Source organism: Georgenia deserti (assembly GCF_042680605.1).
Lineage (GTDB): Bacteria > Actinomycetota > Actinomycetes > Actinomycetales > Actinomycetaceae > Allobogoriella > Allobogoriella deserti.
In genome coordinates this window covers 173,765-193,738 of the sequence record NZ_JBHUEE010000004.1, presented here as the reverse complement: position 1 = coordinate 193,738, position 19,974 = coordinate 173,765, and the positions used below count along the sequence as shown (strand labels likewise).

The following is a 19,974-nucleotide window of genomic DNA, read 5'->3' as shown; positions in this document are numbered from 1 at the left end:
GCAATGGTCAGAGGTGAACCCACAACCTGTCTCCCTCGAGGCGATGCTCCAGGACACCGCTGAACTCGGCGGCGAGGTCTTCCAGATCTGCGACTACCCGCCCCTGGAGACGTTCACCGACGCAGAGCTTGATCGGGTGCGGGATGCTGCCGACGAACTTGGCCTCATCCTTGAGCTCGGGACCCGCGGAATTGGTCCGCGGCACCTGGATCAGTACCTGAGGATGGCGACACGTCTCGGAGCGCCCTTCGTACGGTCGATGATCCGTCCCGCCGCGTCCGAACCCACGCTCGACGAAGCACCGGGCCTGCTCGCTCGCGTCGTCGAAGCCTACGCCGACCGCGGAGTCGTCCTGGGGCTGGAGACGTACGAGCAACTGCCGACCGACGTTCTCGTTGACCTCGTTCGGCGGGTCGACCACGCTGCGCTCGGCATCGTGCTTGACCCCGGCAACTGTGTGGCTGCGCTCGAGCTTCCGCGCGACGTCGTCGCGGCCACCGCCCCGTACGTGGTGAATCTTCACGTCAAGGACTTCGCGTTTAGCCGCCGCGGCGGCTGGGTGGGGTTCACCTACGCCGGCGCCCCACTGGGCGAGGGCCTCCTGGACTACGACGACATGGTCCGGCAGGTCCGTCCCCGGGAGCGCGGCATCAACCAGGTCGTCGAGCACTGGCTGCCCTGGACCGAAGACATCGCCACCACCTGCCGGCTCGAGCGGCAGTGGACCCAGCACAACCTGGACTACCTGAGGAGCAGGAACTCATGAACGTGGACGACCTGACGATCGCCGTCATCGGCGCCGGCGGCAAGATGGGCCAGCGCGTCTCGAACAACCTCAAGACCACCGGCGCGACCGTCTACTACACCGAGGCCTCGCCGGCCGGACAGGAGCGCGTGCGCGCGCTCGGCCTCGAGGTCACCGAGACCCGCGAGGCCGTGGCCGACGCCGACGTCGTCATCCTGGCCGTGCCCGACGTCGTGCTTGGCACGGTCAGCGAGGAGGTCGTTCCCCAGCTCAAGGACGGGGCCGTCGTCCTCACGCTGGACCCTGCCGCCGCCTACGCCGGCTTGCTCTACCGCCGCGAGGGCATCGAGTACGTCTGCGCCCACCCCGCGCACCCCTCGATCTTCCTCGAGCGCACCACCAAGGAGGAGTACGCCGACACCTTCGGCGGGATCGCCGCCCCGCAGAACGCCGTCGCCGCGGTCGACTCGGGCGAGGCGTCCGTCAAGGAGCTCGCGGAGGCGGTCATCCGCACGATGTACGCCCCGGTCATCGACGTGTTCTGGGTGAGCGTCAAGCAGCTCGCCGTCCTCGAGCCGACGCTCGTCGAAACCATCGCCTGCATGATCGGCGAGCTCCTCAAGGAGGCCCTGGAGGAGACCGTCACCACCGTCGGCGTGCCCCGGCCTGCTGCCGAGGCGTTGTTCTACGGGCACATCCAGGTGGCATTGGCCAATGCACTGCGCGGCGACAACCCGTTCTCCGACGCCTGCCACATCGCTATGGGGCACGGCCGGGACATGATCGTCAAGGACGACTGGAAGCGCGTCTTCGACGACTCCGTGCTCGACGAGACCATCACGCAGATGCTGCGGATCGACGCCATCCGGCGCTGATACGGCAGTCGTCCGCCGCCGCACCGTTCCGCCCGACGTCGCACGGAAAGAGGGCCACGATGTCCCCTGCCTATCTCGCCATCGCTGCTGCGGCGGCGATCGCGTTGCTGCTGTTGCTCGTGATGAAGGTCAAGTTGCCGGCGTTCATCGCGCTGCTCCTGGTCGCCGTCGTCACCGCGCTGGCCACCGGCATTCCGGCGGAGGAGGTGCTGCCCACCATGATCGAGGGTATGGGCGGCACGCTCGGTAACGTCGCCCTGCTCGTCGGTCTCGGTGCCATGCTCGGCGCGATCATCGAACGGACCGGCGGCGCCTACGCCCTGGCGGAGAAGTTCACCGCGCGGCTCGGGAGGGAGCGGGTCGGACCTGCGTTGCTGCTCGCCTCGGCCGTCATCGCGGTGCCGATCTTCTTCGACGTCGCATTCATCCTGCTCGTGCCCATCATGTTCAGCTTCGCCAAAGCGGCAGGGCACCGCACACCGGTGTACGTCGGTGTGCCCATCGCGGGACTCATGGTCTTCATTCACAATCTCGTCCCCCCGCACCCCGGCGTGACGGGGAGCAGTACCCTCCTCGGGGCGGACATCGGGTTGGTGACCGTGGTCGGGCTGCTTATCGCGATCCCGATCGGGTTCCTGGCCTACGCCACCGGCAGGATCATCAACTCGCGGTGGGAGTTCGCGATCGACGACGTCGTGGGACGCCGGTTCGAGGAGTCGGCTCCTGGTGCCGGCCCGGCCGCCGGCGGAAGCGGTGGGTCCGCCACGGCCGTCTCGCACGGCACCGGCGACGTGCGCACGGAAACCTCGGCCTCGCGGACGACGCCCGGCCCGTGGGGTGTGCTGGCGACCGTGCTGCTGCCGATTCTCATGATCTCCGTCGGCACGGTGGGTGGACTGGTGCTCGAGGAGGGGACCCCTGCCGCCAATGTGGTCTCCCTGATCGGTCAGCCGGGATTCGCCCTGCTCGTCGGGGTCGCGGTGGCCATGTACGTGCTCGCGGGACGGAACGGCTGGGGCAGGCAGGAGATCGGGCAGATCATGGATCGCTCGCTCGCCCCCGCGGCGATCGTGGTGTTCGTCACCGGCGCCGGGGGCGTCTTCGCGCGCGTCCTGACCGAGACGGGCATCGGCGACTCGGTCTCGGGCATGCTCGTCGACGCCGGTGTGCCGATCCTGTTGCTCGCGTTCCTTCTCGCGACCGTGTTCAAGGTGGCGCAAGGGTCCGGCACCGTCGCGACCCTCACCGCGGCCGGCCTGGTGCAGGGCACGGTCCAGAACGGTGACTACTCCTCGATCCAGGTGGTGCTGATCGTCCTGGCCATCGGCTGCGGCTCGGTGGCGTTGGCCCACATCAACGACTCCGGCTTCTGGATCACCTCCCGTTTCCTCGGACTCTCGGTCGCCGACGGTCTGCGCACCTGGACGGTCATCGCGACCGTGCTCGGCTGGGCCGGAATGCTCATCATCGGCGCCCTGTGGCTCATCGTCTCCTGAGCCCACCTACGCTGAGCCGGTGAGCACCAGGACAGTCCGATTCGGCACCCGCGTCCCCTCCGGCTGGGTCGTCGGGCAGGTCGGCGGCATCCCCGTGGTGCTCGCGCCGTCATGGGTGCTCATCGCCGCGGTCCTCGTGCTGCTGTACTACCCGGTGGTCCAGCGGCTGGTACCCACCGTCGGGACCGCCACCGTGGTCGGCACGACGGTCGCGTTCGTCGTCATGCTGCTCGTGTCCGTCCTGCTGCACGAGTTGGCTCACGGTTTCTCCGCGCAGCGGCTCGGCGGCCGCCCGCGCGAGTACGTCCTGACGTTCTGGGGCGGGCACACCTCGTTCGAGCAGGAGTTGCCGCGGCCGGGCGGATCGGCTCTGGTCGCCGTCGCGGGTCCCGCGGCCAACGGCCTGATCGCGGCGGGGGCATGGCTCGTGCTCGAGGCGACGGCGTTGTCCGGGCCTGGTGCTCTGCTGCTCTACGGCGCCGTCATCTCGAACGGCCTGGTGGCCGCGTTCAACCTGCTGCCCGGTCTGCCGCTCGATGGCGGTCACGTGCTCGAGGCGCTCGTCTGGGCTCTCACGGGGGACCGCACACGCGGCACGGTCGCCGCTGCCTGGATCGGGCGGATCGTGGCGATCGGCGTCGTCGTGGTGGTCCTGGTCCTGCCGCTGCTGCGGGGCAGCCGCCCGGACCTGGGCAGCATCTGGATGGTGCTCATTGCGTTCCTGCTGTGGACCGGCGCGGGCCAGGCACTGCGCACCGCCGGAGCCAGAAGGCAGGCCGCCGGGCTGGACCTGCGCCGCCTCGCGGTCCCGGCCGTGGCCGTCGACGCGAACGCCGACCTCGACCAGGCCATGCTCGCCGCCCGGGCCGGTGGACACGTCGTCCTCGTCGAGCAAGGCCGCCCGGTGGCGCTGCTCGAGACCCAGGCCGCCGGACAGGTCCCGCCCGGCGCCCGGGCCGGTACCCCCGCCACGGCGGCGGCTCGAGCCCTGCACCCGCAGCAGATCCTCACCGTCGCAACCGGGCTACCGGCCGTCGAGGCGGTGGCCGCCGCCCAGCACCACGGGTCCGTCGTCGTCCTCCTCGACCCGCGCACCGGTGAGACCGGGGTCGTCGAGGTCACCGCCGTGGCCCGGGCGATGGGCGCACGGCGACGCCCGTAGACTCGCCCGTCGTGAGCAGCGACACTCCCTCCACCGACGCACCGCACGAATCCCTGCCCGGCGGGCCCGCTCGGCGGCGCGGTCCGTTCCGGGCCGGCGAGCGGGTCCAGCTCACCGACGTCAAGGGCAGGATGCACACCGTCGTGCTCACCCACGACGGTTACTTCCAGAGCCAGCGTGGCTCGTTCCGGCACAGTGAACTCATCGGCAAGCCCGACGGCACCGTCGTCGACACTCCCACCGGCCACCAGCTCCTGGCGCTGCGTCCGCTGCTCAGCGACTACGTACTGTCGATGCCCCGGGGCGCGGCGGTCATCTATCCCAAGGACGCCGGTCAGATCGTCCAGATGGGCGACATCTTCCCCGGCGCGCGCGTCGTCGAGGCCGGCGTCGGTTCCGGCGCGCTGAGCATGAGCCTGCTCTCAGCGGTGGGCGAGGACGGCCACCTCATCTCGGTCGAACGGCGCGAGGACTTCGCCGACATCGCGATCGGCAACGTGGAGTCGTGGTTCGGTGACCGGCATCCCGCGTGGGAGGTGCGCACCGGCGACCTCGCGGAGGTCCTGCCCGAGGCGGTCGAGCCCGCCTCGGTCGACCGCCTTATCCTCGACATGCTCGCGCCCTGGGAGAACCTCGACGTCGCCGCGGACGCGCTGGTTCCGGGCGGGGTACTGGTCGCCTACGTGGCCACGACCACCCAGCTCAGCCGTCTCGCCGAGGACATCCGGGGCACCGAGAACTTCACCGAGCCGCAGGCCTGGGAGTCGATGATGCGGACGTGGCACCTCGAGGGCCTCGCCGTGCGGCCGGACCACCGCATGATCGGCCACACCGGGTTCCTGCTCACCACCCGCCGCCTGGCGCCGGGAAACAGCCCGCCGCGGCGCAAGCGGCGCCCCGCCAAGGGCGCGTACCCGGCCGACGCCGAATGGACTCCCGACGAGGTGGGGGAGCGGCCGATCTCGGAGAAGAAGATCCGGCGCGTGCGGCGCGACGTCCGACGGCGCGCCGAGATGGCACAGTTCGGCGTCGCCGGCGCACCGGGAACGACGGCGGACAACAGCACCGGCGCGCAGGCCGAGACTCCCAGCAGCGACGATGCCGCCGCAGCGGCGCCCGAGGACGGGACCGCGTAGGCCGCACCCGCACCCGAGGCCAGTCGCGCCTCGAGGAGCTCTAGGAGGCCGCCCCCGAGCCGGTCCGCCCGGTGGGGCCGGCCTCGGTGGGCTCCCGCCGCTGCGCGCGTTCCTGCTCGCGGCGGCGTTCGCGCTTGCCCCGTGCCAACTCGGTCCCCAGCGCCTCCAGCGGCCCGAGCCACAGATGCCGGAAGTCGTCGATCCAGGCCTCCACCTCGCGCAGGGGCGCGGGGTCGACGGCGTAGAGCCGGCGTGTTCCCTCCGCCCGTGCGGTGGCGAACCCGGAGTCGCGCAGCACACGCAGATGCTGGGACACGGCCGGCTGGGAGATCCCGAACTCCTCGCCGATCACCTCGACGATCTCGCCCGCACTGCGCTCACCGCCCGAGAGCAGCTCGAGGATCCGGCGGCGGACCGGATCACCGAGGACGTCGAAGGCGTGCATAAGCCCAGGGTACGGAGAGTGCCCGAGTGTGGCGCGCGGCGACGCGGGTGTGACGTTCGCCCGCCGGACGCCGCCGACGCCCGGGCCCATGCTCGTCCTACGCTGGTCACGACGCTCTGAGACGGAAGGATCCTCATGCCGGAGGCCGACGGCGAGACCCGCGAACGCGAGCTCGAGCAGCGCGCGATCTCGCTGGCCAGCAAGAACGAGCGCCTCGCGCAGGCGCTCGACTCAGCACGTCAGCGGCTCATCCAGATGCAGGAGCAGCTCGACGCCGTCACCAAGCCTCCGGGCAGCTACGGCACGTTCCTCGCCGGCTACATGGACGAGCGGGAGGCGGACGTCGTGGTCTCCGGCCGCAAGATGCGCCTGTCCGTCTCGGCCTCGGTCCCGCTCGGTGCGCTGCGGCCCGGCCAGGAGGTCCGCCTCAACGAGCAGCTGCTCGTGATCGGTGCCGGTTCCTTCGAGACCACCGGTGAGCTGGTGACCGTCCGCGAGCTGCTCGACGGCGACCGGGTGCTCGTGCACGCCCGGACCGACGACGAACGCGTGATGCGCCTCGCCGGGCCGCTGCTGACCTCCGGTGTGCGGGTGGGGGACGCCCTGACGGCGGACATGCGCACCGGCTTCGTCATCGAGCGCGTCGTGCGCTCGGAGGTCGAGGAGCTCTTGCTCGAGGAGGTCCCCGACACCGAGTACTCGGACATCGGGGGCCTGGGGCCGCAGATCGAGCAGATCCGCGACACGGTGGAACTGCCCTTCCGTCACCCGGAGCTCTACCGCGAGCACGGCCTCAAGCCACCCAAGGGGGTGCTGCTCTACGGGCCACCCGGCTGCGGCAAGACCCTCATCGCCAAAGCCGTGGCCACCTCGCTGGCCGCTACGGCGACCGGCCGGCAGGCGGAGCAAGCCGAGGATTCCGCCGAGGCCGCCGTCGCCCGGCCGGCCGAGCCACGAGCGGCGAGCCCGCGCAGCTACTTCCTCAACATCAAGGGGCCGGAGCTGCTCAACAAGTACGTCGGCGAGACGGAACGCCAGATCCGCATCATCTTCGCCCGCGCCCGCGAGAAGGCGGCTCGGGGGATCCCCGTGGTCATCTTCTTCGACGAGATGGAGTCGCTGTTCCGTACGCGCGGCACGGGGGTCTCCTCCGACGTCGAGACCACCGTGGTCCCGCAGCTCCTCAGCGAGATCGACGGCGTGGAGAAGCTCGAGAACGTCATCGTCATCGGTGCGTCCAACCGCGAGGACATGATCGACCCGGCGATCCTGCGTCCCGGCCGGCTGGACGTGAAGATCAAGGTCGAGCGGCCGGACGCCGAGGGCGCTCGGGAGATCTTCGGCAAGTACCTCACCCCGGGCCTTCCGCTGCACGAGGAGGAGCTCGCCGCGCACGACGGCGATCCGGACCGCACGGTCCGGGCGATGATCGACGCCGTCGTCGAGGCCCTCTACGCCACCGGCCCAGAGACCGAGTTCCTCGAGGTCACCTACGCCAGCGGTGACAAGGAGATCATGCACATGCGGGACTTCGCGTCCGGCGCGATGATCGCCAACATCGTCGACCGCGCCAAGAAGCGGGCGATCAAGGATCTGCTCGGCGGGTCCGGGCGCGGGCTGCGCACCGGCCATCTGCTGGCGGCCCTGCACGCCGAGATGCGCGAGAACGAGGATCTGCCGAACACCACCAATCCGGACGACTGGGCGCGGGTGTCCGGCAAGAAGGGCGAGCGCATCACCTATCTGCGCACGCTCGGTGGCCGGGGGACCGGGACCGAGCAGTCCGGGAACGTCGCCCTGCCCGGGCACGATGACGTCGAGACCATCACGCCGGTCCCGGGGTACCTGTAGATGGCCGCGCACGACGGTCGGGGCCCGGCTCCCTCGGTCCGCCGGCCGATGGGTCTCGAGACCGAGTACGGGATCCTCGAGCCCGGGAACCCGCGTGCCAACCCGGTGGTCCTGGCCACCCACGTCGTCGCCGCCTACGCCGCCCGGCACAGCGCCCGGAGGCGGCAGGTGACCTGGGACTACGCCGGTGAGGACCCGCTCGCCGACGCCCGGGGCTTCCGGCTGGACCGGTCCGCCGCCGACCCGTCGCAGCTGACGGACGCCGCGCCGCCGCTGTCCGACAGGGCCACCTTGGTGCGTCGGCCCGGCGCCGCCGAGGCCGCGTTGCCCACCGCGCACAACGCCGTGCTGTCCAACGGCGCCCGGCTGTACGTCGACCATGCGCACCCGGAGTACTCCAGTCCGGAGATCACCACGCCGGCGGACGCGGTGCGCTGGGATCGTGCCGGCGAGCTCGTGATGCGGACCGCGATGGACGCCCTCCGCGAGATCCCCGGGATGCCGGAGATCGTGCTGTACAAGAACAACGTCGACGGAAAGGGCGCCGCCTACGGCACCCACGAGAATTATCTGCTCGAGCGTTGTGTCGACTTCGGAGACGTCGTCCGATACCTCACGCCGTTCTTCGTCACCCGTCCGATCCTCTGCGGCGCCGGCCGGGTGGGGCTCGGCCAGCGCAGCGAGACACCGGGCTTCCAGATCTCCCAGCGCGCCGACTACGTCGAGAACGACGTCGGGCTGGAGACCACGTTCAACCGTCCGATCATCAACACCCGGGACGAGCCGCACAGCGACGCGGAGCGGTACCGTCGCCTGCACGTCATCGGCGGTGACGCCAACCGCTTCGACGTCTCCACCTACCTCAAGCTCGGCACCACCTCCCTCGTGCTCTGGCTGCTCGAGGCCGGCGCTGTGCCGCTCGAGCTCAACGCGCTCGCGCTCGCCGATCCGGTTGCCGAGACCGCGGCGGTCAGTCACGACACGACTCTGACCCACCGCCTCGCTCTGGCCGACGGGCGGGAGATGACGGCGCTGGAGATCCAGCGCACCTACTTCGACGCGGTCTCGCGCGCACTGCGCGAGCGGGCCCCGGCCGGCCTCGACCCGGAGACGGCGGCGGTCGTGCAGCGCTGGGACGGCGTGCTGGACAAGCTCGCCACGGACCCGGCGTCCGCGGCCACCGAGGTGGAATGGGTGGCCAAGAAACAGATCCTGGACGGGATGCGCCGGCGTGACGGCCTGCCGTGGGACCACCCGCGACTTCAGGCGCTGGACCTGCAATGGGCCGATCTGCGGCCAGAGCGGTCGATCGCGAGTCGCCTCGCCCATGCCGGGCGTCTCGAGCGCCTGGTCGAGGACGCCGACGTCGCCGCGGCCGAGCGCACCCCACCGGCGGACACGCGCGCGTGGTTCCGCGGCCAGGTCGTCGCCCGGTACCCGGATGAGGTGGCCGCCGCCGGGTGGCAGTCGGTGGTGCTCGACGTCCCGGGCAACGACCACCTCGTCCGTGTGCCGATGCACGACCCGCTCCGCGGGACCCGGGAGCTGATCGGACCCGTGCTCGACGCCTCGGCCACGGCCGCCGACCTGGTGCGCAACCTGCAGGCTCCACCCGGGCCGGACCCGGCATAGGATCGTCCGCAGACGGAGGGAGTACGTCATGGCACAGCAGGAGCAGCGCCGGGTCACCCGGCGGGAAGACCCGGGCGACCCGGGTCCCGAGCCACCCGTCGCGGCGGCGGGACAGGTGCGCACCCAACAGGTGGACGACATCCTCGACGAGATCGACGGCGTGCTCGAGTCGAACGCAGAGACCTTCGTCCAGGGATTCGTGCAGAAGGGCGGCCAGTAACCGCTGCACGGGCGGCGCCGTGGACCTGGGGCGTCCGGCCGGGGAGACCTCAGGCGAGATACTCCAGCAACGCGGCGGTCAGCGCACCGGGCTGCTCCTCCGGGATGAAGTGCCCGCACTCGGCGATCGGGCCACCGAACGCCCGTGGCGCGAACGGCCGCCACGCCTCGAGACTCGCCGTGCCGGCGGCGAGACCACGGTCGCCCCAGAGCACCTGTACCGGAATCTGGACGGTTCGCCCGGCGTCGCGATCGGCGCGGTCGTCGGCGAGATCGTCCGGTGTGGCACGGTAGTCGTCGAACCCCGCACGCAGCGCCCCCGGCTGGGTGAATGCCTCGACGTAGTGCGCGAGTCCGTCGGCGATCCGTGCGCGCTGGAACGCCCACGCGTGGAAGAAGTGCCGCAGGTACGGCTCGATCGCGGCTCCCACGAGTAGCTCGGGCAGGTCCGGCTGCTCATGGAAGAGCCAGTGCCAATAGTTCTTCGCGGTCGCCGTCGTTCCCGCCTCGAACATGTGCAGGGTGGGGGCGACGTCGAGGACGGTGAGCCGGGTGACCAGCCCGGGGTGGTCGAGGGCGAATCGGTGCCCGACGCGCGCACCCCGATCGTGTCCCACGACGCGGACCCGATCGGCGCCGAGGTGATCGGCCAGTTCACGCAGATCCTGGGCCATCCGGCGCTTGGTGTACCCGCCGCTGGGCCGATCGCTGCGGCCGTACCCCCGCAGGTCCGGCGCGACGACCCGATAGTGCTCGGCGAGCGCGGGCACGACGTGCCGCCAGCAGAAGGAAGTCTGGGGCCATCCGTGCAGCAGGAGGACCAGCGGGCCGGTGCCCTCGTCCCGATAGTTCATCGTGATCTCGGACAGTCGCGCCGTGGTCTCCATCACTGGAAGCTAACCTGCTGAGATGGTTAGGACAAGGGGTTCGGGATCCGGCGGAGCGCCCGCGAGGAACGGCGACTGGCTCTTCCTCGCGGACGCGCTGTGTGCCGACTTCGCCAACACACTGCGCGATCGCTGGCGCCCGACTGCGCGTGAGACGTTGATCGAACCGCGCGATCTCACCGCGTGGGTGGTGCGCGCCGGCATCACGTCCGAGGCCCATCCGTGCTCCCCGGCGGATCTGGCACGCGCGCGCGAGCTGCGGGACGCCGTGATCGCCACGTTGGAACAGCGTGCCGGAGTGCCTGAGGTCGCCGTCGTCAATGCCGCTACCACGGCGGCTCCGCGCAGGGAGTTGACGGCCGCGGCGAACGGCGTCCAGGTGAGCGCGGGCGCCGCCGGGGACGTCGGTGCCGGGCTCGGCCTTGTGGCGGCAGACCTGATCGATCTCGTCGCCGCGGGCCGGCTGCCGCAGGTCAAGGAGTGCGCCCACGCCAGATGCGGGCTGCTCTACGTCGACCGGTCCCGGGGCGCACGCCGGCGCTGGTGCTCGATGCAACGATGCGGCAACCGTGCGAAGGTCCAGCGGCATGCGCGGCGCACCGGCGATGGCGCGGACGGCTGACGCCGGTGCCGGCCGCGGATCGGTACCGTGGCCGTCGTGACGGCAACGCGTGCGTTCGGGCTGGACCAGTGGTGAGCCGACGGATCTTCGGCGTCGAGACCGAGTACGGCATCACGTGTGCGGCGCCTCCCGCCGAGGCCGCAGCACCGGGCGAGGGCACCGCACGACCGGTCACCGCGGACGACGCCGCCCGTTACCTCTTCCGCAAGGTGGTCGCCTGGGGGCGATCCTCCAACGTGTTCCTGCGCAACGGCGCCCGCCTCTACCTCGACGTCGGCTCACATCCCGAGTACGCGACGGCGGAGTGCGACGACGTGCGCCAGCTCGTGGCGAACGACCGGGCGGGTGAGCGGATCCTCGAGCGCATGACCCGGGAGGCCAACGACCTGCTCGCCGAGGAGGGCGTGCCCGGCACGATCCACCTGTTCAAGAACAACCTCGACTCCGCTGGCAACTCCTTCGGCTGCCACGAGAACTACCTGTTGCGGCGCCGTCGGGACTTCCAGGCCGTCGGCGAGGCACTCGTCTCCTTCTTCGTGAGCCGGCAGATCCTCACCGGCGCAGGTCACGTGCGCACGCGCCCGGACGGTGGGGCGGCGTACGCGTTCTCGCAACGGGCCGACCAGATGTGGGACGCCATGAGCTCGGCCACCACGCGCTCGCGCCCGATCATCAACACCCGCGACGAGCCCCACGCCGACGCCGAGAAGTACCGGCGCATGCACGTCATCGTCGGGGACTCGTCGGTGGCGGAGACCACCACCATGCTCAAGGTCGGGATGACCGATCTGGTGCTCGCCATGGTCGAGGACGGCGTGCGGATCTCCGACCTCGCGATGGCCGAACCCATGCGTGCCATCCGGGAGATCTCGCGCGACATGTCCGCGACGGTCCCGGTCGAACTCGCCGGGGGACGGACGATGAGCGCCCTGCAGATCCAGGAGGAGTTCCACCAGCGGGTCACCGCATGGCTGGAGACCTCGGGGGAGGAGGCCGAACTGACCGGGGTGCAACGCCAGGTCCTCGACCTGTGGGAGCGCGGACTCGCCGCGCTGCGCACCGCGGATCCCAGCGGCGTGGAGACCGAGCTCGACTGGGCGATCAAGGCACGACTCCTCGAGCGGTACCGGTCGCGCCATCGCCTTGGCCTGGACGACCCCCGGGTGGCGCGACTGCTGCTCGCGTACCACGACATCTCGCCTGCGAGCGGTCTGGCGGCGTCGCTCGAGAAGCGGGGGCTCATGGCCCGGGTCACGACCGACGAGGAGGTCGCGGCGGCGGTCGACGAACCACCGGCGACCACCCGGGCACGCCTGCGTGGCGACTTCGTCGCGACGGCGCAGGATCGCCGCCGTGACATCACCGTGGACTGGGTGCACCTGAAGATCAACGACGCGGCGCAGTCCACCGTGGTGCTCAAGGACCCGTTCTCGCCCGTCGACGAGCGGGTGGAGGCGCTGCTCGCCACGCTGCGCGAGTGAGCGTACCGCCCGCCCTCCTGCGCCGCAGGCCGGAGCTCACTGCGCCGGCGTGCCGGGCGCTGCGGCACCGCCGGTCTCGGTGAGCCGCGCGCGCTCGAGTCCGTCGAGCATGAGGTCGAGCGTGAACTCGAACTCTGTCTGTGAGTCGCACCATCCGAGCATCGGGTCGTCCGCGGCATGGACCTCGCTGGCGACCATCGCGGTGGTGTACGGCAGCGTCGCTGCCATCGCCTCCAGTGCCGCCTCGGACTCGTCGGGATCGACCAGGGCGCCGCCGTCGTCCGCCGGGCTGAACAGCTCCTGCGTGAAGCCGAGGATCATGCTGCCCAGCGCGTGCATCGCACGGTGACCGAGCCGGTAGGAACATCCGCCGCGGACCATGAGGCCCAATACGTCCTCGAACAGGCCGAACACGCTCGGCGGAACCGCGCTCCGGCCCCGGATCAGGCCGGGCGCCCACGGACGCCGGAGCATGACGGTGCGTGCAGCCAGGCATCGGCGGCGCACGGCGGAGCGCCAGTCGCCGCCGGCCGCGGCGGAGCGGTCGATCTCGTCGCGAACCTCCTGGACCACGAATTCCACCAGGCCGTCCAGGACGTCTTCCTTGCCGCGCACGTGGTGGTACAGGGACATCGCCTCGACGCCGAGATCGGTGGCCAGGCGGCGCATCGTCACTCCGCGCAGGCCTTCGTCGTCGGCCAGTGCGGCCGCGGCCCGGATCACCCGCTCCCTGCTCAGCGGCTCGCGTGCGGAGGCGGCGGCATCGGTCGGCATCACTCGTCCTCGTATCCGTCGTCGGAAAGCCTGGCCAGCGGCCACCTTACGGTGTATGGTCGCCTTACTATGTAAGGTAGCGACGGAACGAGGACGATGTGACTCACGACCTGCCCCGCTCGACCGCGCGGACCACCGGCCTGCTCTACCTCTCGATGGCGTTGGTGGCCGTCCCGGGATTCCTGGTCATCAGGCCCCTGCTGTACGACCCGGACAGCGCGTCCGCGACGCTGGCGAACCTCGTGGAGAACGAAGGACTCGCCCGGCTCGGCGTCGGTCTGGAGCTGGCGCTCGTCGTGGCCCAGACGTTGACCGCGCTGTGGTTCGCCCGCCTGTTCGTCCGGGTCGATGCCGCCCATGCGGCAGCCGTCGGCGTCTTCGGGGTGATCAACGCCGTGTGCATCCTGGCCAGCGCCGCGACGCTCGCCGCCGCCCTGGACATCGCGCTCGGCAACGGACTCGCGGCCGGGTACTCGGGCGCGGCCGCCCAACTGATGTACGTCCTGGGCGGGCACCTGTGGGGCGTCGGCGGCGTGTTCTTCGGCCTGTGGTTGATCCCGATGGGCCTGCTCGTCCTGCGCGCCGGCATGACACGAGTGTTGGGCTGGCTGCTCGTCGCCGGCGGTGCCGGCTACCTCGTCAGTACCGCGACGACCTACCTCGCGCCCGGCCTGGCGTCTGCCGGAGAGATCCTGACGTACGTGGCGAGCGTCGGTGAGTTCTGGATGATCGGGCTGCTGTGCTGGTACGGCTTCCGGCGCAGCGGTGCCCCGTCCGCCGTGCCGCCGGGTGGGGTGTCCGGTCCGACGGCGGACGGCAGTGAGCTGGAGTCCGCACCGGCTCGCTGAGAGCCTGGCCACAGGTGCACGGACCACCCGGGAGGGCGACGTAGGCTGCTGGCCGTGAACCTCGTGAGCGGGATCGGCGATCGTCTGCGGGCCGCCCTGGCGGCGCTGCTGGCCCTCGTCGCGCTCGTGGCCTGCACCCCGGACGAGGGCGAGGAGCCGCCACCAGAGCCCGCCGTCGACGTCTCCGGCGAGTTCGGTTCGGTCCCGGTCGTCAGCTTCGACGCGCCGCTGCCGCTCGAGGATTCTTCCGTCGAGACGCTCATCGAGGGGGACGGGCGCGAACTGGCGGCGAACGAGCCCGTGCTGCTCTCGCTCACCGCGTACGACGGCGACACCGGCGAGCTCATGGAGGGCCGCGAGGTCGGTGTGGCCCGCACGTTCACACTCACTCCCGAAGACGTCGGCGAGGACCTCTTCCCGGTCCTGACGGGATCGCGCGAAGGCAGCCGGCTGCTGCTGCAGCAGCCCGTCGAGGACAACGGCGAGGAACACATGCTCGTGCTCGTCGTCGACGTGCGCTATACCCAGGCACGGGGCGAGGAGGTGGAGCCACCGGACCGGGAGAACCTCCCGACCGTCAGCCTCGACGAGGAAGGCTCGCCGTCCATCGACGTCCCCGACGCCGACCCGCCGAACGAGCTGACCGTCCAGCCGCTGATCCGCGGTGACGGACCGCAGGTACAGCCCGGGCAGGAGGTCACCCTGCAGTACTCCGGTGTGCAGTGGGAGTCCGGTGAGCCGTATGACTCCACATGGGAGGGCGGCAAGGTTCCGCAGACGGTGGTGCTCGACGAGACCTTCGAAGGGCTGCGCACGGGCCTGGTCGATCAGCCGGTCGGCTCCCAGGTGTTGCTCGTCATCCCCCCGGCCCAGGCGCACGGCACCGACACGCTCGTCCTCGTCGTCGACATCCTCGCCACGACGGGCGGGGACGCGGACTCGCTGGTGACGACCACCGATCCGGAGGAGACCGAGGAGCCGAGCGGTGAGCCCACCGAGGACTCGCAGAGCGGCCGCGGCGAGGACGCCTCGCCCCGTGGCGGCGACTGATCACTGATCAGGTCTCGACGACCACGTCTGCCGCGCCGCGGGCGTCCCGGGCCTCGAGCAACGCCCGCTCCTGCGCGGCCCACACCTCCCACAGGTGCGGCCAGGTCCCGCCGTCCCGCGCGAGCGCGCGCTCCCGGCGAACCGGTTCCGGCGCCTCGAGCCAGATCAGGACGTGGACGAACGGCGCGCAGATCGCCGAGCCTGCCCCGCACCCTTCGACCACCAGCAGCCGCGGGAGGGGCGTGCCCGCCGGTGGGACCTGCACGAGTGCGCCGAGTCGATCGGCGTGCCAGTCGTAGCGACGCACCCGACCCGGCTCGCCATGGCTCAGCGGCTCGAGCACGCCGGACGCGACGGCGCCCAGGCCGACGGCCAGTCCGGTCCAACCGCGGTAGGCGTCCTCCAGCGCGAGAACGGCGACGGCGTCGCCGGACAGACCCGGTTCGGCGTGCAGCCGGGCAACGAGGTCCAGCGCGAGCGCCGTCTTTCCGGCCCCCGAGCGGCCGTCGATCCCGACGACGAGCGGGCCCGCTTCGTCGTGACGGTCGAGCGCCTCGAGCACCAGTGGCGTCACGGCACGTAGCGGCGCGGGATGATGGACGCTCATCCTGCGCACGCTAGCCGAGGAGTTAGCCTCGGCACTGGTGCCGCCGGCCGGCCGCGCGGTCGCCGTCGAACGCCCGAGCGTCACGGAACGGAGGAACAAGCATGAGTGTGGCCGTCCGGGTGATCCCGTGCCTCGACGTGGCCGACGGGCGCGTGGTCAAGGGCGTGAACTTCCAGGGGCTGCGAGACGCCGGCGACCCGGTCGAGCTCGCTCATCGCTACGACGCCGAGGGCGCCGACGAGCTCACCTTCCTCGATGTCTCCGCCTCCGCGGAGGAGCGCGCGACCACGATGGAGGTGGTCTCGCGCACCGCCGAGGAGGTGTTCGTGCCGCTGACGGTGGGCGGGGGAGTGCGTACGGTCGAGGACGTCGACCGGCTCCTCAAGGCCGGCGCGGACAAGGTCGGCGTCAACACGGCCGCCATCGCCCGGCCCGAGCTGCTCGCCGAGATCGCCGAGCGATTCGGACGGCAGGTTCTCGTGCTCTCCGTCGACGCGCGTCGCGTCACGGGTGAGACCTCGACCCCCTCGGGGTACGAGGTCACCACCCACGGCGGCCGTCGGGGCACGGGGATCGACGCCGTCGAATGGGCCGAGCGTGGCGCCCGGCTCGGCGCCGGAGAGATCCTGCTGAACTCCATGGACGCCGACGGCACGACCGGCGGGTTCGACCTCGAGATGCTCGACGACGTCCGCGCGCGCGTCGACGTGCCGCTCATCGCCTCCGGTGGCGCCGGCGAGCCCGAGCACTTCACCGAGGCTGCCCGGCACGGCGCCGACGCCGTCCTCGCCGCATCGGTGTTCCATTTCCGGACGCTGACCGTCGGTCAGGTCAAGGACCACATGCGTGCCGCCGGCCTGCCCATCCGCTGATCCAGCGCGATTCGTCAATGATGTGCCGAGTGGTCATCGACGTGTCGAGTGGTCAATTCCGTGCAGCCTGCGGCGGTGCACAGAATCGACCAGTCGGCACGACGTTGACGAGTGGGCGCAGGTGAGCAGTGTGGCGGGTCAGGCGGGGGAGAGGTGGGCGAGGACCTCCGGGACCTCGGCCGAGTGCACCACGGTGAGCGTGCCCGTGGTGCGGGTCATCGCCACGTAGAGCTCGCCGAGGCCGCGGGGCGAGTCGAGGATCTCGCCCGGCTCGACCACCACGACGGCGTCGAACTCCAGACCCTTCGCCTCACGCGGGCTCAGCACCACGACATCGGCCTGCAGGTCGGTGCCGCCCGCCTGGCCGGTGAGCTGTTCACGGAGCGCGGCGGCCCGCGGCGCCGCCGCCACGACGGCCACCGCGCCCCGGCCGCGCAGCCGCTCGACCCGGTCCGCCACGGCCCGGTCCAGCTCGGTCGCCGGCGTGCCGATACGGACAGGCGCCTCGCCGGTGGACCGGACCGATGTCGGCACGCTCGCGTCCGGATCCAGCGCCCGCAGGACGGGCGCAGCGGCCTCCATGACCTCGGACGGCGTCCGGAAACCGACCGTGAGCTCGCGCAACCGAACCGGGGCCGGCGTGTGCGGCTGCAGGGCGAGCTCCCAGGTCGCCGCGGCGGTGGGCCCACTGCCCTGATGGACGTCACCGACGACCGTCATCGACCCTGCCGGGCACCGGCGGAAGAGAGCGCGCCAGGCCATCGCCGACAGCTCCTGCGCCTCGTCGACCACCACGTGACCGTAGGTCCACGTGCGGTCGGCGGCCGCACGCTCGGCGAACGAACGGTGATCACCGGCGACGTTGCGTTCGGCGAGTGCCTCGCCACTGAGCAGGTCGGCGGCCTCCAGCGCCTCCTCGTCCATCTCCTCCGTGAGGAGGTCGTTGGCGTGCAACACCTGTCGCGCGAAGCGCGCTCGCTCGCGGGCCACGACCGCCGCCCGGGCACGGTCCTCGGCCTCGTCCACCCCGAGAAGCTCGGCGGCCTCGTCGAGCAGCGGCACGTCGGCCACCGACCAGCCGGTCCCACGGTCCCGGGCGAGCAGACGCCGCTCGTCGGCGTCGAGCAGGCCACCGGCGACGCGGTCCAGGCGCTCGGGCTCGGCGAAGAGATCCTCGAGCAGCCGCTCGGGGGTGAGCTTCGGCCACAGGTCCTCCATCGCCTGCGCCACGTCCGGGTCCGCCATCAGCTCGCGCTCGATGTAGGCCACCTCCTCGGCAGCCGCCACGCCGTCCACCTCGGTCCCCGCGACCTCGACGGCGGCCGGGACCTCGTCGAGGTTCCGCGACGTGTCGAACCGTGCGAGTTCCTCCTCGAATCCTTGCTCGACCTCCTGCAGCAGCCGCACCCCGGCACCGACAACCTCCATCGCCAGCGCCCGGAGCACCTGCGCCCGGAAGGTCCTGCGTGCGACGTTGTGGGCCGGCGAGACGCGATGCGCCTGTTGAGCCGCCGACCACAGGGCCTGCCGCGGCAGGGTGAACCGGTCGCCGTCGAAGGAGAACTCGATATCGACGATGCGCTGACGGTCAGCCACCGCGCGGGTCAACAGCTCCGCCATGACGGCCTCACCCTTCAGCCGCATCACCTCGTCCGCCTCGCGCAGCCCGGGCACCACGGACGGGTAGAGCCGGTCCGGTGTCTGCAGCACCACCTGGGTCTCGCCGAGCGAGGGCAGGACCTGTTCGATGTAGTCGAGGAACGTCGGCGACGGACCGACGACGAGCACGCCCTGACGGCCGATCTCCGGTCGCGCGTAGAGCAGATACGCCGCTCGGTGCAGGGCGACCGCGGTCTTGCCCGTTCCGGGTCCGCCTTGGACGACGAGGACGCCCTCCCCGTTCGCGCGGACGATCTCATCCTGCTCGGCCTGCAACGTCATGGCGATGTCCCGCATGCGGCCGGTGCGTCGCTCCGCAAGTGCGGCCATCAACGCTCCCTCGCCCTGCAACGTCGTGATCTCGGCGCTCTCGAGGTCGAGCAGCTCGTCCTCGACGCCCGTCACGCGCCGGCGCTGGGTCCGCAGGTGGCGACGCCGCATCACGCCGTGGTTGTCGGCCGGCGTGGCCACGTAGAACGGCCGCGCACCGGGGGCCCGCCAGTCCAGCAGCATGGGCCGGCGCTGGGGCGCCGGTGACCGCAGTCCGGTACGGCCGATGTACCGCACCTGGCCGTCGTCGAGGTCCAGGCGGCCGAAGCACAACCCCGACTCGGCGTGGTCCAGTGCGGTGGCGCGCTCGGTGAGTCGATCGACCCGTGCCTCACGTTCGACGAGATCACGCGAGGACGCCCCGCGTTGGGTCAGGGCACGATCGAGATCGGCGGCAACCTCCTCCCGGAGCTCGTCGACACGCGCGTACAGCCGGTCGAGGTACTGCTGCTCGCGCTCGAGCTCTCCGGGTTCGTCGGATCCGTGGGACATGTCGTGCTGATTCTGCGGGTGCGGCTGCCGCGCCATCACTCACCTCTCCTCGGGGCGAGAGCATCCAACGCTGACGACCGACCTGCTTATTCCCGCGCCCGAACGGCTCAGGTCGCGGCAGGCGCCGACGTCGATGGGGCCGCCAGCCGACGCACGCCGGCCGGAGCGATGAGCCTGAGCAGCCCTGCCACCAGCAGGTCCGCGAGGATGGACAGCGCCGCCACCCAGAGCGCCGCGGCGATGACGCCGCGCATCCCGTAGGCGACCTGGTTCAGGATGATGTCTCCGAGGCCGCCGCCGCCGGCCACCGTGGCGAGCGTGGCACTGCTGACCACGAGCACGACGGCGGTCCGGATGCCGCTGAAGGCCATCGGGAGCCCGAGCGGGATCTCGATCCGCAGCAGGATCTGCCAGGGCGAGAGGCCCATCCCGCGGCCCGCCCGGGTCAGATCGCGGTCGACCGAGTCGATGGCGACGAACGTGTAGCTCATGATCGGCGGCACCGCGAGGATGACCAGGGCCAGCAGGACGTTGGTGAAGCCGATGCCCACCAGTCCGATGAAGATCGCGATGAGTGCGAGCGAGGGGAGGGCCCGTCCGATGTTGGTCAGGCTGACGGCCAGGAACTCGCCCTTGTGGATGTGGCCCAGCCACAGGCCCACCGGCACCCCGATGAGCAACGAGATGCCGATGGCCACCGCGCTCAGCCAGAGCTGCTCGCCGGTCTTGTCCAGCAGCATCCCGGCGTTGTCGGCCATGAACGCGAACGCGTCGACGAATGCCTCCATAGC

Annotated in this window: 19 protein-coding genes; 13 read left to right on the top strand and 6 right to left on the bottom strand. The window is 71.2% G+C overall.

Annotated features, from left to right (window positions below; all coding sequences use genetic code 11):
* The first annotated feature begins 13 nt into the window (after window positions 1-13).
* Genes ACFSE6_RS09375 through ACFSE6_RS09355 form a run of 5 tightly spaced genes read left to right on the top strand, consistent with a single transcriptional unit; the run spans window position 14 to window position 5,414 of the window.
* Window positions 14-766: a sugar phosphate isomerase/epimerase family protein gene (locus ACFSE6_RS09375; RefSeq protein ID WP_388005541.1), complete on the top strand. Its 753-nt coding sequence runs from the start codon at window positions 14-16 to the stop codon at window positions 764-766.
* Window positions 763-1,620: a prephenate dehydrogenase/arogenate dehydrogenase family protein gene (locus ACFSE6_RS09370; RefSeq protein ID WP_388005538.1), complete on the top strand. Its 858-nt coding sequence runs from the start codon at window positions 763-765 to the stop codon at window positions 1,618-1,620. The genes ACFSE6_RS09375 and ACFSE6_RS09370 overlap by 4 nt, the downstream gene beginning before the upstream one ends.
* A gap of 59 nt (window positions 1,621-1,679) precedes the next feature.
* Complete coding sequence (locus ACFSE6_RS09365) at window positions 1,680-3,116, top strand: GntT/GntP/DsdX family permease (RefSeq protein ID WP_388005535.1); 1,437 nt, start codon at window positions 1,680-1,682, stop codon at window positions 3,114-3,116.
* Window positions 3,117-3,135: 19 nt separating this feature from the next.
* Entirely contained in the window at window positions 3,136-4,278 is a 1,143-nt protein-coding gene (locus ACFSE6_RS09360; RefSeq protein WP_388005532.1) for a site-2 protease family protein, read from the top strand.
* Between the two features lie 11 nt (window positions 4,279-4,289).
* Window positions 4,290-5,414, top strand: coding sequence for a tRNA (adenine-N1)-methyltransferase (locus tag ACFSE6_RS09355; protein WP_388005529.1), 1,125 nt, complete (start codon window positions 4,290-4,292; stop codon window positions 5,412-5,414).
* Between the two features lie 40 nt (window positions 5,415-5,454).
* On the opposite strand, the gene ACFSE6_RS09350 is transcribed toward ACFSE6_RS09355, so the two are convergent.
* Window positions 5,455-5,859, bottom strand: coding sequence for an ArsR/SmtB family transcription factor (locus tag ACFSE6_RS09350; protein ID WP_388005526.1), 405 nt, complete (start codon window positions 5,857-5,859; stop codon window positions 5,455-5,457).
* 135 nt (window positions 5,860-5,994) lie between these two features.
* Here ACFSE6_RS09350 and arc point away from each other — a divergent pair, with 135 nt between their 5' ends.
* Genes arc through ACFSE6_RS09335 form a run of 3 tightly spaced genes read left to right on the top strand, consistent with a single transcriptional unit; the run spans window position 5,995 to window position 9,562 of the window.
* A complete protein-coding gene (arc, locus tag ACFSE6_RS09345) occupies window positions 5,995-7,710 on the top strand; it encodes a proteasome ATPase (RefSeq protein ID WP_388005523.1) in 1,716 nt (571 codons plus the stop codon).
* Window positions 7,711-7,758: 48 nt separating this feature from the next.
* Window positions 7,759-9,342, top strand: coding sequence for a depupylase/deamidase Dop (gene dop / locus ACFSE6_RS09340; RefSeq protein WP_388005521.1), 1,584 nt, complete (start codon window positions 7,759-7,761; stop codon window positions 9,340-9,342).
* Window positions 9,343-9,370: 28 nt separating this feature from the next.
* The gene (locus ACFSE6_RS09335) at window positions 9,371-9,562 is read left to right on the top strand and encodes a ubiquitin-like protein Pup (RefSeq protein WP_388005519.1); all 192 of its coding nucleotides are present in this window, start codon (window positions 9,371-9,373) and stop codon (window positions 9,560-9,562) included.
* Window positions 9,563-9,611: 49 nt separating this feature from the next.
* On the opposite strand, the gene ACFSE6_RS09330 is transcribed toward ACFSE6_RS09335, so the two are convergent.
* The gene (locus ACFSE6_RS09330) at window positions 9,612-10,448 is read right to left on the bottom strand and encodes an alpha/beta fold hydrolase (protein ID WP_388005516.1); all 837 of its coding nucleotides are present in this window, start codon (window positions 10,446-10,448) and stop codon (window positions 9,612-9,614) included.
* A gap of 22 nt (window positions 10,449-10,470) precedes the next feature.
* Here ACFSE6_RS09330 and ACFSE6_RS09325 point away from each other — a divergent pair, with 22 nt between their 5' ends.
* Window positions 10,471-11,070 carry a CGNR zinc finger domain-containing protein gene (locus ACFSE6_RS09325; protein WP_388005513.1) on the top strand — a complete coding sequence of 200 codons (600 nt, stop codon included), beginning with the start codon at window positions 10,471-10,473 and terminating at the stop codon, window positions 11,068-11,070.
* A 71-nt stretch (window positions 11,071-11,141) separates the two neighbouring features.
* On the top strand, window positions 11,142-12,551 hold the full coding sequence (gene pafA / locus ACFSE6_RS09320) for a Pup--protein ligase (RefSeq protein WP_388005510.1): 1,410 nt from the start codon (window positions 11,142-11,144) through the stop codon (window positions 12,549-12,551).
* Window positions 12,552-12,587: 36 nt separating this feature from the next.
* Here the strand turns inward: pafA and ACFSE6_RS09315 are convergent, their stop codons facing one another.
* Window positions 12,588-13,325 (bottom strand): TetR/AcrR family transcriptional regulator, encoded by a 738-nt coding sequence (locus tag ACFSE6_RS09315; RefSeq protein WP_388005507.1) that lies wholly within the window; start codon window positions 13,323-13,325, stop codon window positions 12,588-12,590.
* A 98-nt stretch (window positions 13,326-13,423) separates the two neighbouring features.
* Here ACFSE6_RS09315 and ACFSE6_RS09310 point away from each other — a divergent pair, with 98 nt between their 5' ends.
* Together ACFSE6_RS09310 and ACFSE6_RS09305 are read left to right on the top strand one after the other, a co-directional pair.
* Window positions 13,424-14,173, top strand: coding sequence for a DUF4386 domain-containing protein (locus ACFSE6_RS09310; protein ID WP_388005504.1), 750 nt, complete (start codon window positions 13,424-13,426; stop codon window positions 14,171-14,173).
* A gap of 54 nt (window positions 14,174-14,227) precedes the next feature.
* On the top strand, window positions 14,228-15,223 hold the full coding sequence (locus ACFSE6_RS09305) for an FKBP-type peptidyl-prolyl cis-trans isomerase (RefSeq protein WP_388005501.1): 996 nt from the start codon (window positions 14,228-14,230) through the stop codon (window positions 15,221-15,223).
* Between the two features lie 7 nt (window positions 15,224-15,230).
* Here ACFSE6_RS09305 and ACFSE6_RS09300 read toward each other — a convergent pair whose 3' ends face one another.
* Entirely contained in the window at window positions 15,231-15,830 is a 600-nt protein-coding gene (locus tag ACFSE6_RS09300; protein ID WP_388005498.1) for a nucleoside/nucleotide kinase family protein, read from the bottom strand.
* 101 nt (window positions 15,831-15,931) lie between these two features.
* Between ACFSE6_RS09300 and hisF the strand changes: the two genes are divergently transcribed.
* Window positions 15,932-16,702, top strand: a complete 771-nt coding sequence (hisF, locus tag ACFSE6_RS09295; protein WP_388005495.1) for an imidazole glycerol phosphate synthase subunit HisF — start codon at window positions 15,932-15,934, stop codon at window positions 16,700-16,702.
* 138 nt (window positions 16,703-16,840) lie between these two features.
* Here the strand turns inward: hisF and ACFSE6_RS09290 are convergent, their stop codons facing one another.
* Both ACFSE6_RS09290 and ACFSE6_RS09285 read right to left on the bottom strand, forming a co-directional pair.
* On the bottom strand, window positions 16,841-19,183 hold the full coding sequence (locus tag ACFSE6_RS09290; protein ID WP_388005492.1) for a HelD family protein: 2,343 nt from the start codon (window positions 19,181-19,183) through the stop codon (window positions 16,841-16,843).
* A 107-nt stretch (window positions 19,184-19,290) separates the two neighbouring features.
* Entirely contained in the window at window positions 19,291-19,971 is a 681-nt protein-coding gene (locus ACFSE6_RS09285) for an ABC transporter permease (protein WP_388005489.1), read from the bottom strand.
* Window positions 19,972-19,974: the final 3 nt, after the last annotated feature.